Raw genomic sequence first — 14620 nt, 5'->3', positions numbered from 1 at the left:
CGCTGATCGGCCAAGGTGAGCGAGAGCGACAATTCGCTCTGCTTCCCGACGAAATCTACACGCCCTCCGCGATCATCCCCTGCAACCGCACCAGCTCCGCCTCGATATCCCGCTCCACGTCCGCCGCCCGCATCTCGATCACCCGATAGTCCCTTGCCTTGAGCCACGCCCGCCGCGACGCGCGATCCGCGACGATCGTCTCGTTCTCACCCGTGTTCACCAGCTCGATCGCGATCCGATGCGGGAACGAGACGAAGTCCGGGATGTGCCGCCCCACAGGGGTCTGGCGCTTGAACCCGCCTGCGAAGCGGCGGTCGCGGGTGAGGGCCTGCCAGAGCAGGCGTTCGGCATCGGTCGGATTGCGGCGGAGCAGGCGGGCGAGGCCGCGCACGGTGGAGCCGCTGTCGGGAACGCCGCCGCCCTGACCGTGCTCGGCCAAAAGCGCACGCAGCCGCGTTGCCTGCTCGCCGTCGAGCACGCCGCCCTTGGCCGGGCCCTTGCGCCCTTCCGCGATCGCCATCACCACCCCATGGAGGGTGTGCATGTCCTGCTTGGTCGGCTCCATCCGGGTGAAGATGTTGCGCAGGTTCACCAGCATGGTGTCGCGCTTCTCGGCCGGGCGCAAAAATTCGACCCGGTCGAGTTCGCGGATGAGATTGTCGAAGAAGGCCTGCATCTGATGCTGCGAGGCGCGCTCGGAGCGCTCCGGCATGGCGTGCGGCAACTCGCCGGAGGTCGCCCGCTTGAACCATTCGTAGCCGACCAGCAGCACGGCCTGGGCGAGGTTGAGCGAGGCAAAGCCCGGATTGACCGGAAAGGTAATGATGCGGTTGGCGAGCCCGACCTCCTCGTTAGTCAGCCCCCAGCGCTCCCGGCCGAACAGGATACCGGCCTTGCCGCCCGCCGCGACGTGCCCGGAAATCTCGCTAGCTGCGGCTTCCGGCCCCACCACCGGCTTGGCCTGGTCGTGGGGGCGCGCGGTGGTGGCGAACAGCAGGTCGAGATCGGCGACGGCCTCACCGACCGTGTCGAACAATTCGACCTTGTCCAGAATATAGTCGGCCCCGGCCGCGGCGCGCTGGGCGGCGATGTTGGGCCAGCCGTCGCGAGGATTGACGATGCGCAATCGGCTCAGCGCGAAGTTGCCCATGGCGCGCGCGGCCATGCCGATGTTTTCGCCAAGCTGCGGCTCGACCAGGATGACGATGGGACCGTCGAGGAAAAGGCCCGCCTTGCTCTTGTCAGTCCCGGACATCTCGCTTCGCTTTCACACTGGTTCTCAAGGTCCTGGACAGGCGCTCTGATGAATTGATTCAAGGCCGGTCCTGACCTGGTCTCGACCCGGATTTGACCCAGTCTTGGGCCGGCTGCCCGTCCGCCTGTCGTTTGCCTGTCCTGACGAAATTCTCAAGGGAAATGATGGGTTGGATTCGACTTTTGAATCTCGCCTGAAACCTCAGCCCGGTCCCCGCGGCAGGGCTGCTCCCGCCCCCCATCTGCGGAGGCTGGATGAGCTAAAAGTGCATAATCCCTTGGCTTTCGCCCGCTGCTATCAGGTGCTAAGAGGCGGCGGATATTCCCGTGGGGCGCCACAAGCGCCGTTCCGAAGAGGCTTCCCCGATCATGGCAAAAATCAAGGTGTCCAACCCCGTCGTCGAACTCGATGGCGACGAGATGACCCGGATCATCTGGCAGTACATCAAGGACAAGCTGATCAACCCGTTCCTCGATGTCGAGCTGCTCTATTTCGACCTGGGCATGGAGTACCGTGACGAGACCAACGATCAGGTGACGATCGACGCCGCCGAGGCCATCAAGAAGGTCGGCGTCGGCGTCAAGTGCGCCACCATCACTCCGGACGAGGCGCGGGTGAAGGAGTTCAACCTCAAGCAGATGTGGAAGTCGCCGAACGGCACCATCCGCAACATCCTCGGCGGCGTGATCTTCCGCGAGCCGATCATCTGCAAGAACGTGCCGCGCCTGGTTCCCGGCTGGACCAAGCCGATCATCATCGGCCGCCACGCCTATGGCGACCAGTATCGCGCCACCGACATCAAGTTCCCGGGCAAGGGTACGCTGACGATGAAGTTCGTCGGCGAGGACGGCACGGTGATCGAGAAGGAAGTGTTCAAGACCCCGGGCGCCGGCGTCGCCATGCAGATGTACAATCTCGACGACTCCATCATCGACTTCGCCCGCGCGTCGTTGAATTACGGCCTGCTGCGCAACTACCCGGTCTATCTCTCGACCAAGAATACGATCATGAAGATCTATGACGGTCGGTTCAAGGACATCTTCCAGGACATCTACGAGCGCGAGTTCAAGAAGGAATTCGACGCCAAGGGCCTGACCTACGAGCACCGCCTGATCGACGACATGGTCGCCTCCGCGCTGAAATGGTCCGGCGGTTATGTCTGGGCCTGCAAGAACTACGACGGCGACGTGCAGTCCGACACCGTGGCGCAGGGCTACGGCTCGCTCGGCCTGATGACCTCGGTCCTCCTCACCCCCGACGGCAAGACAGTGGAAGCCGAAGCCGCCCACGGCACGGTGACCCGCCACTATCGCGAGCACCAGAAGGGCAAGGAGACCTCGACCAACTCGATCGCGTCGATCTTCGCCTGGACCCGCGGCCTGTCGCACCGCGCCAAGCTCGACAACAATGCCGAGCTCGCCAAGTTCGCCAACACCCTGGAGAAGGTCTGCGTCGACACCGTCGAGGAAGGCTACATGACCAAGGACCTCGCGCTCCTGGTCGGCGCCGACCAGCGCTGGCTCTCGACCACCGGCTTCCTCGACAAGGTCGCCGAGAACCTCGGGAAGGCGCTGGCGGCGTAAGCCGTCCGCAATTTCGCCCGACTGGGCCGGACATCATCACGGGCCGCGTCGCAAGCGCGGCCCGTTCTTTTTGGGACCTTTCGCGGAGATGCGACCATGTCGATCAAGCTTGCCGTCCCCTGCCTGTTGCTGCTCGCTGGACCGGCTCTGGCCGCCGACCCACTCCCCGACGCCATCGCGGCGCCCGGCGAGAGCGTCGTGCTCAGCGTCCACGCCGAGGGCGCGCAGGTCTATGAGTGCAAGGCCGGCACCGACGGCAAGCTCGCCTGGGGTTTTCGCGAACCGATCGCCACCCTGCTGTCTGAGGGCAAGACGATCGGCCGTCACTATGCCGGACCGAACTGGGAGCATGCGGACGGCAGCGCCGTGGCCGCCAAGGCCGCCGGCAATGCCCCGGGTACCACCGCGGCCGACATTCCCTGGCTGAAGCTGGAAGTGACGACCCACCGGGGCAGCGGCATCCTCACGCCGGTTACGACGGTTCAGCGCATCAACACCCATGGCGGCAAGCTCGAGGGTTCTTGCGACAAGGCCGGCGATTTCAAAAGCGCGCCCTATTCGGCCGACTACGTCTTCCTGAAGAAAGGCTGAGCGCTCAGCGGTCGGTGCCTTCGCGCTCCGCCTGCGCCAGCTCCGCCACCGCAAGATCGCCGCTCCCCTCCAGCCGCGCCTTTGCCGTCTTGTGGACATGCGCGGCGAGCGTCGGCATGCGTTCGATCAGAGCGTGAAAGTCCTGGGCGTCGAGCACCAGCAGTCGGGTCTTGCGCGTCGCCGTCACCGTGCCGCTGCGCTTGGTTTTGTGCAGCAGCGCGATCTCGCCGAAGAAGGTGCCATCCGCGAGCCGCACCTGCTGGTTCGGCAGCGCGATCTCGACCTCGCCGGCGGTGATGAAATACATCGACGAAGCCGCATCGCCCCGCCGCACCAATATCTCGCCCTGCTCGATCGTGCGCGCCCGCAGCAGCCGCATGATGTCGGCGATCTCGGACGCGCTGAGATGCGAGAACAGCGGCACCCGCGCCAGCATGCCCCAGGTGACCACGAAGTCGCGCCGCTTCACCTCTTCCGCAAAGGCCGTCGAGATGATCGCGACCGGCAGCGCGATCATGGCAAATCCGCTGATGATGGTGAAGACGGAGATGAACTTTCCGAGCGCCGTCACCGGCACGACGTCGCCGTAACCGACGGTGCCGAGCGTCACGATCGCCCACCACATCGCCTGCGGAATGGTGCCGAGCTTGTCCGGCTGCACGTCGCGCTCGATGGCGTAGAGCAGCGAGGCAAACGTCAGAACCGCGCCGATCAGGATGACGATGCAGCCGATCAGCGCCCGTCGCTCCGCGTGCACGGCCGCGAGCAGCGAACGCATCGCCGGCGAGTAGCGCACCAGTTTGAAGAACGGCAGCACGCCGAGCGCTGCCAGCGTCGCGTGACGGCCCGTGGCCAGCACGATCGTGGCCGGCAGGAACGCGAGGAGATCGATGATGCCGAGTGCGGAGAAGACGTAGCTGAGCCGATCGGACAATGCGGACGCCGCGCGCTGGGTATGGCCCGCCACGGTCCACAGCCGCGCCGCATATTCCAGCGCAAACACGATCACGGACAGGATGGTGATCGCCGAAAACAGCGCGCCGAATTGCGCGTCCAGCTCCGGCACCGAGGCAAGGATCATCGCGACCACGTCGAGCACGATGACGCCGATGATCAGCTGGATGAAGCGCGACCCGACCGAGTAGGCCAGCGGATCGTGCTCCAGCAATTCGTAGAGGCGATCCCTCAGATCGGGATCGGCTGAGCCACGTCCTCGCGGAACGGGGCGCACCTGCCTACACGCCGGCCGATTCAGTCATGGCTTTTTCGATCGCCGTGAGCGCCGCGGCCGCATTCGCGCCATCGGGGCCGCCGGCCTGGGCCATGTCGGGCCGGCCGCCGCCGCCCTTGCCGCCAAGCGCCTCGGAGGCGACCTTCACCAGATTGACCGCATTGAAGCGCGAGGTGAGATCAGCGGTGACGCCGACCACGACGCCGGCCTTGCCGTCCTCGGTGACGCCGACGATGGCGACGACGCCGGAGCCGATCTGCTTCTTGCCGTCGTCGGCAAGGCTCTTCAGATCCTTCATCTCGATGCCCTCGACCGCGCGCGCCATCAGCTTGACGTCGCCGACTTCGCGCACGCCGGAGGCCGCGCCGTTGCTCGAAGCTGCACCGCCGCCCATCGCCAGCTTCTTGCGGGCGTCGGAGAGTTCGCGCTCAAGTTTCTTGCGCTCCTCCATCAGCGCGGCAATGCGCGCCGGGACGTCGTCGATCGAGGTGCGCAGCTCGTGAGCCGCGGTCTTCGCCAGCGCCATGGTGTCGTTGGCGTGTTTTCGCGCGTAATTGCCGGTTAAAGCCTCGATGCGGCGCACGCCCGAGGCGACCGCGCTCTCGCCCGTCAACGTGATCAGCCCGATGTCGCCGGTGCGCTTCACATGCGTGCCGCCGCACAGTTCGACCGACCAGCCGAGTGCGTTGGCGCCGCGCTCGCGCGCGGTCCGGCCCATCGAGACGACGCGAACCTCGTCGCCATATTTTTCGCCGAACAGCGCGCGTGCGCCGGCCTCGCGGGCCTCGTCCACGCCCATGACGCGGGTCGAGACCTCGTCATTCTCCAGCACCACGTCGTTGGCGATGTCCTCGACGCGCGCGAGCTCTTCCGCCGTGATCGGCTTCGGATGCACGAAGTCGAAACGCAGCCGATCCGGCGCGACCATCGAGCCGCGCTGGGCGATGTGGTCGCCGAGCACCTGGCGCAACGCCTCGTGGATGAGATGCGTGGCCGAGTGATGCGCGCGGATCGAAAAGCGCCTGCCGTGATCCACTTCGAGCTGCAGCGCGGTGCCGAGCTTCAGCTCGCCGCTCTCCACAATGCCGACGTGAACGAAGAAATCGCCGAGCTTCTTCTGCGTGTCGGTGACGCGGAATTTGATGCCGCCCTCGCCGGTCAATACGCCGGTGTCGCCGACCTGGCCGCCGGACTCCGCGTAGAACGGCGTCTGGTTCAGCACGATCGCGCCGGTGTCGCCGACCTTGAGGCTCGTGGCTTCCTTGCCGTCCTTGACCAGCGCGGTCACCACGCCTTCAGCGCTCTCGGTCTCGTAACCCAGGAATTCGGTTGCGCCCAGCTTCTCACGCAGCGGGAACCAGATCGTCTCGGAAGCAGCTTCGCCAGACCCCTTCCAGGATTCGCGCGCCTTGGCCTTCTGACGCTCCATCGCATCGGTGAAGGACGCCTGGTCGACGCTGATGCCGCGCGACTTCAGCGCGTCCTGCGTCAAATCGAGCGGGAAGCCGTAGGTGTCGTACAGCGTGAAGGCGACGTCCCCGTCGAACATGTCGCCCTTCTTCAAGGACGCGCTCTTCTCGTCGAGAATGGCGAGGCCGCGCGTCAGCGTCTTGCGGAAGCGGGTCTCTTCCAGCCGCAGCGTTTCCTCGATCAAATTTTCCGCGCGCATCAGATCCGGATAGGCCTGGCCCATCTCGCGCACCAGCGCCCAGACCAGCCGATGCATCAGCGGCTCTTGCGCACCGAGCAGCTGCGCATGGCGCATCGCGCGGCGCATGATCCGGCGCAGCACATAGCCGCGGCCCTCGTTCGAGGGCAGCACGCCGTCGGCGACGAGGAAGGCCGACGAACGCAGATGGTCGGCGATGACGCGGAACGAGGCCACGGTCTTCTCGTCCGGCCCGCTTCCCAAGGCAGACGCCGTCGCGTCGATCAAATGACGGAACAGGTCGGTCTCGAACACGCTGTCAACGCCCTGCATGATGCAGGCCATGCGCTCCAGCCCCATGCCGGTGTCGATCGAGGGCCGCGGCAGCGCCACGCGCTCCTCCTTCGTCACCTGCTCGTACTGCATGAACACCAGGTTCCAGAATTCGAGGAAGCGATCGCCGTCCTCCTCCGGGGAGCCGGGAGGCCCGCCCCAGATGTGCTCGCCGCGATCGATGAAGATCTCCGAGCACGGGCCGCACGGGCCGGTGTCGCCCATCGCCCAGAAATTGTCCGAGGTCGGGATGCGGATGATGCGGTCCTCGGAGAAGCCCGCGATCTTCTTCCACAGTCCGGCCGCCTCGTCGTCGGTGTGGTAGACCGTGACGAGCAGCTTGTCCTTCTTGAGCCCGTATTCCTTCGTGATCAGCTTCCAGGCCAGCTCGATCGCGCGCTCCTTGAAATAGTCGCCGAACGAGAAGTTGCCGAGCATCTCGAAGAAGGTGAGATGGCGCGCGGTGTAGCCGACATTGTCGAGGTCGTTATGCTTGCCGCCGGCGCGCACGCATTTCTGCGACGTGGTGGCGCGCTGATAGGGCCGCTTCTCGACGCCGGTGAAGACGTTCTTGAACTGCACCATGCCGGCATTGGTGAACATCAACGTCGGATCGTTGCGCGGCACCAATGGCGAGGACGACACGATCTCGTGGCCGTTCTCGGCAAAGAAGTTCAGAAAGGTCGACCTGATCTCGTTGACGCCGCTCATGTTCATCCAATCGGGTGTGCTTGCACCCGCCTTCCAGCCATCCAAACCGCGAGTTTGGGCTGATATCTGCGGGTCAAAGCGCTTTTAGACAAGGCCAGCTTCGCTGTCCAGAAACTGTGCAGCCAGATCAAGGCGTTGCCGCAGTCGCGTAATCCGTTGGAAAGCCGCCGATGCCGCGTTGACAGGCTTGGCCGGCCTGTGGTCTTTACCCGTCTGTATCGTACGGCCACGTCGGGAGAGACCGGCACTGGTGCCGGCGCCGAAGGAGCAACCGCCCCGGAAACTCTCAGGCAAAAGGACCGCGTGGCTTTGACAGCATCTGGAAAGAGGCGCCGACGGGTTTAGGTCCGGACAGCGTCCGCCGACGGGATAATACTCTCAGGCACAGCGACAGATGGGGCTTCGACTGGTGTCCACGGGAAATCGTTCCCGAGGAACCGCCGAGGGCCCCCCGATGCTTGCGCGTGACGACAAAGACTCCCTGAAACGTACCCCCCTTTACGATCTTCATGTCTCGCTCGGCGGCAAGATGGTGCCGTTCGCGGGCTATGACATGCCGGTGCAATATCCGGCCGGAGTCCTGAAGGAGCACCTTCATACCCGCAACGCAGCCGGCCTGTTCGACGTCTCCCACATGGGCCAGATCGCGCTCCGGCCGAAATCGGGCAAGGTCGAGGACGCCGCCCGCGCGCTGGAACGGCTGGTGCCGCAGGATATCATGGCGATCGCGCCTGGCCGGCAGCGCTACGCCCAGTTCACCAATGCCGAGGGCGGGATTCTGGATGATCTGATGGTCGCCAATTTCGGCGATCACCTCTTCCTGGTCGTCAATGCCGCCTGCAAGGCCGAGGACGAGGCGCATCTGCGCGCGAATCTCTCGGACGACTGCGTCATCGAGCAGCTGGCCGACCGCGCGCTGATTGCGCTGCAGGGGCCGAAGGCGGAATCGGCGCTGGCGAAATTATGTGCAGAGGCGCCCGACATGAAATTCATGGATTCCGGCCCGCACAAGGTCGCCGGCCTCGACTGCTTCGTCTCGCGCTCCGGCTATACCGGCGAGGACGGCTTCGAGATTTCGGTTCCTGCCGGCGATGCCGAACGGCTCGCCAAGGCCCTGCTGGACAATCCGGACGTCATGCCGATCGGGCTCGGCGCCCGTGACAGCCTGCGGCTCGAAGGCGGGCTTTGTCTTTACGGCCACGACATCGACACCGCGACCACGCCGGTCGAGGCCGCACTGGAATGGTCGGTGCAGAAGAGCCGCCGCACCGGCGGCGCGCGTGCCAGCGGCTTCCCCGGCGCGGCAAAGATTCTCGCCCATTTCGACCATGGCGCGTCCCGCCGCCGCGTCGGCCTGCGCACCGAGGGCCGCGCGCCGGTGCGCGAGGGCGCGCTGCTGTTTGCGGACGCGACCTCCGCCGAGCCGATCGGAAAGGTCACCTCGGGCGGTTTCGGCCCGAGCCTGAATGCGCCGGTCGCGATGGGCTATGTGCCCACGGCATCGAGCGCGATCGACACAAAACTCTTCGCCGAAGTGCGCGGCCAACGCCTGGCCGTGCAAATCGCCGCCATGCCCTTCGTGAAAAACACCTACAAACGCTGAGGACCGAGAAAATGACCACGACGCTCTACACGTCCGACCACGAATGGCTCGCGATCGACGGCGATGTCGCCACCGTCGGCATCACCGACTACGCGCAATCGCAGCTCGGCGACGTCGTGTTCGTCGAATTGCCCAAGCTCGGCCGCACGCTGAAGAAGGCCGAACCCGCCGCCGTCGTGGAATCCGTGAAGGCCGCATCGGACGTCTACGCGCCTGTGACCGGCGAAGTGCTCGAGACCAACGCTGCGCTCGCCGCCGAGCCCGCACTGGTGAACTCGGATGCGCAAGGCGCGGCCTGGTTCTTCAAGATCAAGATTGCCGACAAGAGCGAGCTCGGCGGTCTGATGGACGAAGCGGCGTACAAGGCCCACACGGCGTGAGATGATGCGAACTCCGACCTCATATTCGGTGTCATCGTCCGCCTTGTGCGCACTGCGCACTGGGGCGGACGATCCAGTACGCCGCGGCCCATCGGCCCCAGCCGAAGCGGCTGCGTTTACTGGATGCCCCGCCTTCGCGGGGCATGACGGCGACAAGAACATCTGAAGCGAGGACCCATGATGACCGCGCACCGCAAATCCAACGGCGACACCACCAGCTTCGTCCGCCGCCACATCGGCCCCTCCGCGCGCGACGTCACCGCGATGCTCGAGGCCGTCGGCGCGAACAGCGTCGATACGCTGATGGCGCAGACGCTGCCGGCCTCGATCCGGCAGGCCGCCCCGCTCGATCTCGGCAAGCCGCTCAGCGAGACCGAGGCGATCGCGCATATGGGCGAGCTCGCCGCCCAGAACCAGGTCTTCACCTCGCTGATCGGCCAGGGCTATTCCGGCACGATCCTGCCTGCGGTGATCCAACGCAACATTTTGGAGAACCCGGCCTGGTACACGGCGTACACGCCCTACCAGCCCGAAATCAGCCAGGGCCGGCTCGAGGCGCTGCTCAACTTCCAGACCATGATCTGCGACCTCACCGGGCTCGACGTCGCCAACGCCTCGCTGCTCGACGAGGCCACCGCTGCCGCCGAAGCGATGGCGCTCGCGGAGCGGCACTCACGGGTCGAAGCAAAGGCCTTCTTCGTCGACAAGGACGTGCATCCGCAGACGCTCGCGGTGATGCGCACCCGCGCGGAGCCCCTGGGCTGGACCCTGGTCGTCGGCGATCCCCTCACCGATCTCGACAAGACGGACGTGCTTGGCGCGCTGCTGCAATATCCGGGCAGTTCAGGCGCTGTGCGCGACCTCAGGCCCGCGATCGCCAGCCTGAAGGCCAAGGGCGCGCTCGCGATCATCGCCGCCGATCTGCTGGCGCTGACACTGCTCGCCTCGCCCGGCGAGCTCGGCGCGGACATCGCCATCGGCTCGGCGCAACGTTTTGGCGTGCCGATGGGCTATGGCGGACCGCACGCGGCCTATATGGCGGTGCGCGATGCGCTCAAGCGCTCGCTGCCCGGCCGCATCGTCGGCCTCTCCGTGGATTCGCGCGGAATGCCGGCCTATCGCCTCGCGCTGCAGACCCGCGAGCAGCACATCCGTCGCGAGAAGGCGACCTCCAACATCTGCACCGCGCAGGTGCTGCTCGCCGTGATCGCCTCGATGTATGCGGTCTATCACGGCCCCGAAGGCCTTTCGCAGATCGCGCGCAACGTGCATCGCCGCGCCGCCGTGCTGGCGGCCGGCCTGCGCAAGCTCGGCTTTACGCTTCAGTCCGACAATTTCTTCGACACGCTCAGCGTGGATGCAGGTGGCAAACGCGCCGAGATCGTCGCGCGCGCCGCTGCCGACAAGATCAACCTTGGCGTCGGCGAAACCGTATTGCGGATCGCGCTCGACGAGACCACCACGCCCGCGACGGTCGAAGCGGTCTGGCGCGCCTTCGGCGGCCAGCTTGCCTATGCCGAGATTGACGCCACCACGCGCGAGGCGCTGCCGGAGACGCTCAAGCGCGCGACCTCTTTCCTCACCCACCCCGTCTTCCACGCGCATCGCTCGGAAACCGAGATGCTGCGCTACATGCGCAAGCTCAGCGATCGCGACCTCGCGCTCGACCGCGCAATGATCCCGCTCGGCTCGTGCACCATGAAGCTGAACGCGACCACCGAGATGATGCCGCTGACCTGGCCCGAGTTCGGCTCGCTGCATCCGTTCGCCCCGCGCGAGCAGGCACGCGGCTATCACGCGCTGTTCGCGCGCCTGGAGAAGTGGCTGTGCGACATCACCGGCTATGACGCGATCTCGCTGCAGCCGAACTCGGGCGCGCAAGGCGAATATGCCGGGCTTCTGGCCATCCGCGGCTATCACGCGGCGCGTGGCGAGACGCATCGCAAGATCTGCCTGATCCCCTCCTCCGCCCACGGCACCAACCCGGCTTCGGCCGCGATGGTTGGCATGGACGTAGTGGTGGTCGCCTGCGAAAAGAACGGCGATGTCGACGTCAACGATCTCCGCGCCAAGGCGGAAAAGCATTCAAACGACCTCGCCGCTGTCATGATCACCTATCCCTCGACCCATGGCGTGTTCGAGGAGCACATTCGCGAGATCTGCGACATCGTGCATGGCCATGGCGGCCAGGTTTATCTCGACGGCGCCAACCTCAACGCGCAGGTCGGCTTGTCCCGGCCCGGCGACTACGGCGCCGATGTCAGCCATCTCAATCTGCACAAGACCTTCTGCATTCCGCATGGCGGCGGCGGCCCGGGCATGGGCCCGATCGGCGTCAAGGCGCACCTTAAGCCGTTCCTGCCCGGTCATCCCGCGACGGATGGGAAAGCGCCCGTGGGGCCGGTCTCGGCCGCGCCGTTCGGCTCGGCTTCGATCCTCACCATCTCCTACATCTACATCCTGATGATGGGCGGCGAAGGCCTCAAGCGCGCCACCGAGATCGCGATCCTCAACGCCAACTACGTCGCAGCAAGGCTCGATGCGCACTTCCCGGTTCTCTACAAGAACGAAAAGGGCCGCGTCGCGCACGAGTGTATCGTCGATCCCCGCGCGCTGAAGACGACCTCAGGCGTCACCGTCGACGACATCGCCAAGCGCCTGATCGACTACGGCTTCCATGCGCCGACCATGAGCTTTCCGGTGCCGGGCACGCTGATGATCGAGCCGACCGAGTCGGAATCCAAGGCGGAGCTGGATCGCTTCTGCGATGCCATGATCGCGATCCGGAAGGAAATCGCCGAGGTCGAAGCCGGCCGCTTCAAGATCGAGGCGTCGCCGCTGCGTCATGCCCCACACACCGTGCATGACATCGCGGACGACGATTGGAAGCGCGCCTACACCCGCGCCGAGGGCTGCTTCCCCGCAGGCACCTCGCGCACCGACAAATACTGGAGCCCGGTGGGGCGCGTCGACAACGTCTATGGCGACCGCAATCTGGTGTGCTCGTGCCCGCCGGTGAGCGATTACGCGGAGGCGGCGGAGTAAGACGCGACGGAGGTTTCGTAGGGTGGGTTAGCTGGCGGCGGCGCGAAGGCGCAGACCGCCGGCGTAACCCACCGCTTTAGCTTCCGCGGCGACGAACAGTGGTGGGTTACGCCGTGCGAACTGCGCTGCGCGCAGTCGCAGGGCTAACCCACCCCCTACGGCACTGAACGCGCATCTAGGGCGCAACCAACGATCGGCTTTCGCGATCCCACCGCCACAGCCGTTCATTGGTCAGCTCAGTCCCACCCCACCATCGGTGGATCGGGTTATGACGGAGGAAATCGTCTTCTCCTGCCAGCACCGCCTTCCCAAAATCGGTGAGCGACAAACGGGACTGCTTGTATCGCGCGTGACGGAGAGGATCGTTGTGCATGTCGAGCGTAAACGGCCCCTCGTCGAGCCCCGATATCGCCGGCTCCGGACATCGCACGAGGCCATCGAGCAGCGCTCCGACTTCCCAGTAGTCGAAAACGCGCCGCTCATTGCGTTTCTGCTCACCCGGGAAAACGTCAAAGGGATGCACGTCGCCCGGTGCGATCAACTCCAGCATTCGCGTTTCAGTCGCTCCAAGACCGATGGCGACACTCGGAAGCTCGTCGAGGAGGTCCGCCACACACTGACCGAGTTGCGGCAGCAGGCCTAAATCCGCCTTGAGGAGATCAAACCAGTCCTGCGGCGTCGGCGCGCGATAGGCGCGCCACGCACGGCCGGTCAGATCAAGGTGATCTTTCGTGGGCTTGACGGTCGGCGGGTTGAGCGCTGCAAGTCGCTCGGCATCGGCGCCGCCAACGGAGATGTCCAGCTGACGCATGACGAGCTTGGGAACCGCCGATTTCTCGCGCCAGCAGTAGTCGAGCAACCGGAGCAGAATCAATTGCGCATTCGGCTCTGACTCCATCCACAATTCGACGGAGTCGCATTCAGCGAACAATTCGATCAATCCGCGATCCTTCGCACCCGATCCTTCGAGACGCCAGCGCGGCGTATCATCCAGCCAATGAAGGCCATGTGGCTGCTTGGTGCGTGGCGCAAAAAACGCATCGAGCTCGACATCGGACGGCAACGGTCCCCAGACCAGCCGGCGCTCGATCGCAATCACGAGATCAGCAAGGCCGGCGCGTTGGATCGCGCCGGCGGTGGACGAGTCCGTTGTCACAATGAGCCGCATCATGCCGGTGGCCTCAAGGCTTCGTCAAAGAAGGGCCGTAGCGCCACAGCCGATCGTTGGTCAGCCGCGTGCCGCCCCACCAGCGATCGATTGGATTGTGGCGGCTGAAATCTTCCCTGCCCGCCAGCACCGACCTCCCAAACTCCGTTATCGACAATCTGCTCCGCAGATAAGCCTCATCACGGTCCCTCAGATTCTCTCGGCGGATATTCCGCAGTTCATCGTCGAGTCCGGCAATCGCGGGTCTCGGACCTAGCGCAAGTCCGTGCAGCAACCACCCCAGCTCAAACTCGCTAAAAACACGCGTACGGCGAAGACTACGCAGATGGAACAATGCATTCGTCCGTTCGTAACCCCGTGCAGTTCGAGGAATCGCATTTCCGTCGCGCCGAGCCCCGTTGACGGAAGCTCCGCCAGCAAGTCGATCAAGGCCGGCTTCAGCATCGGCAGGGCACTCAGATCGTTGTCAACGAGGCCGACACAGGCCTCGGGCGTCGGCGCGGCGTAGGCCAGCCAAGCCTTCCTTGCCGTTGCGAGTTCATCCGAGGTGATGTCGACAGCCGGAATGTAGGACAGCGACTTACTAATGTTCGCCGCCTCCTGTGAGATGAGATCGAAGGCAATCAGTCGGAGCTTTGACTTGGCCACGGTCTCTGGGTGGGAGCGGAGATATTCGAGCAGCCAGATCAGCTGGAGCTGATCATTTGGGGTCCGATCGAACCACAATTCGACCAGGTCGTAGGATTGGCAGAACTCGACCAGCGAAAGATGTCTGCGGTCTTCGGCAGCCGACGGCCGGCGTCCAACGAAGTCCGACCAGTGCGTCCCCGGACCCGCTCCCCCCGAGCGGGCGGGGACATAGACTGCAAGTTCGTTAAGAGGCGGAGGCCCATCGACAAAGCGGAACGTGAAGGGGATGACGATTTCGGCAAGGCCCGAGCGCATGAGGTCGAAGCCGGACGAACTCGTCAGAAACGCACGCTTCATCGCCTAAATACTCCAGGCAAAACGAAACGGGCACTGACGACGTCGGCAACTCAACGTCCTCAGCGCCCGCTCCTCGCGAAAAACT

At 65.0% G+C, this 14620-nt stretch carries 10 protein-coding genes and 1 riboswitch; of the genes, 5 read left to right on the top strand and 5 right to left on the bottom strand.

Features of this window, described 5'->3' with window-relative positions:
• Positions 1–55: 55 nt before the first annotated feature.
• Positions 56–1255 (bottom strand): TrmJ/YjtD family RNA methyltransferase, encoded by a 1200-nt coding sequence (locus IVB40_RS12715; protein ID WP_247818972.1) that lies wholly within the window; start codon positions 1253–1255, stop codon positions 56–58.
• A gap of 368 nt (positions 1256–1623) precedes the next feature.
• Here IVB40_RS12715 and IVB40_RS12710 point away from each other — a divergent pair, with 368 nt between their 5' ends.
• The gene (locus IVB40_RS12710; RefSeq protein ID WP_027518867.1) at positions 1624–2838 is read left to right on the top strand and encodes an NADP-dependent isocitrate dehydrogenase; all 1215 of its coding nucleotides are present in this window, start codon (positions 1624–1626) and stop codon (positions 2836–2838) included.
• A 96-nt stretch (positions 2839–2934) separates the two neighbouring features.
• The gene (locus IVB40_RS12705; RefSeq protein ID WP_247818971.1) at positions 2935–3429 is read left to right on the top strand and encodes a DUF3455 domain-containing protein; all 495 of its coding nucleotides are present in this window, start codon (positions 2935–2937) and stop codon (positions 3427–3429) included.
• Between the two features lie 4 nt (positions 3430–3433).
• On the opposite strand, the gene IVB40_RS12700 is transcribed toward IVB40_RS12705, so the two are convergent.
• Together IVB40_RS12700 and alaS are read right to left on the bottom strand one after the other, a co-directional pair.
• On the bottom strand, positions 3434–4660 hold the full coding sequence (locus tag IVB40_RS12700) for a cyclic nucleotide-gated ion channel (RefSeq protein WP_247818970.1): 1227 nt from the start codon (positions 4658–4660) through the stop codon (positions 3434–3436).
• Between the two features lie 4 nt (positions 4661–4664).
• Entirely contained in the window at positions 4665–7352 is a 2688-nt protein-coding gene (alaS, locus tag IVB40_RS12695; RefSeq protein ID WP_247818969.1) for an alanine--tRNA ligase, read from the bottom strand.
• A 222-nt stretch (positions 7353–7574) separates the two neighbouring features.
• A riboswitch (glycine riboswitch) is annotated at positions 7575–7663 on the top strand.
• Between the two features lie 143 nt (positions 7664–7806).
• On the opposite strand from alaS, the gene gcvT reads away from it, so the two are divergent.
• The 3 genes from gcvT to gcvP all read left to right on the top strand — a co-directional run bounded on the left by gcvT (position 7807) and on the right by gcvP (position 12380).
• Positions 7807–8955 (top strand): glycine cleavage system aminomethyltransferase GcvT, encoded by a 1149-nt coding sequence (gene gcvT / locus IVB40_RS12690; protein ID WP_247818968.1) that lies wholly within the window; start codon positions 7807–7809, stop codon positions 8953–8955.
• Between the two features lie 11 nt (positions 8956–8966).
• Complete coding sequence (gene gcvH / locus IVB40_RS12685) at positions 8967–9335, top strand: glycine cleavage system protein GcvH (protein WP_027567642.1); 369 nt, start codon at positions 8967–8969, stop codon at positions 9333–9335.
• A gap of 180 nt (positions 9336–9515) precedes the next feature.
• Positions 9516–12380 (top strand): aminomethyl-transferring glycine dehydrogenase, encoded by a 2865-nt coding sequence (gene gcvP / locus IVB40_RS12680; RefSeq protein WP_247819528.1) that lies wholly within the window; start codon positions 9516–9518, stop codon positions 12378–12380.
• A gap of 175 nt (positions 12381–12555) precedes the next feature.
• Here gcvP and IVB40_RS12675 read toward each other — a convergent pair whose 3' ends face one another.
• Positions 12556–13551, bottom strand: coding sequence for a hypothetical protein (locus IVB40_RS12675; RefSeq protein ID WP_247400410.1), 996 nt, complete (start codon positions 13549–13551; stop codon positions 12556–12558).
• A gap of 249 nt (positions 13552–13800) precedes the next feature.
• Positions 13801–14535 (bottom strand): hypothetical protein, encoded by a 735-nt coding sequence (locus IVB40_RS12670; protein ID WP_346283290.1) that lies wholly within the window; start codon positions 14533–14535, stop codon positions 13801–13803.
• Positions 14536–14620 lie beyond the last annotated feature (85 nt).

Origin of the sequence: Bradyrhizobium sp. 40 (assembly GCF_023100925.1) — a bacterium.
Lineage (GTDB): Bacteria > Pseudomonadota > Alphaproteobacteria > Rhizobiales > Xanthobacteraceae > Bradyrhizobium.
The sequence above is the reverse complement of the archived record's forward strand: the minus strand, read 5'-3'. Positions and strand labels throughout refer to the sequence as shown.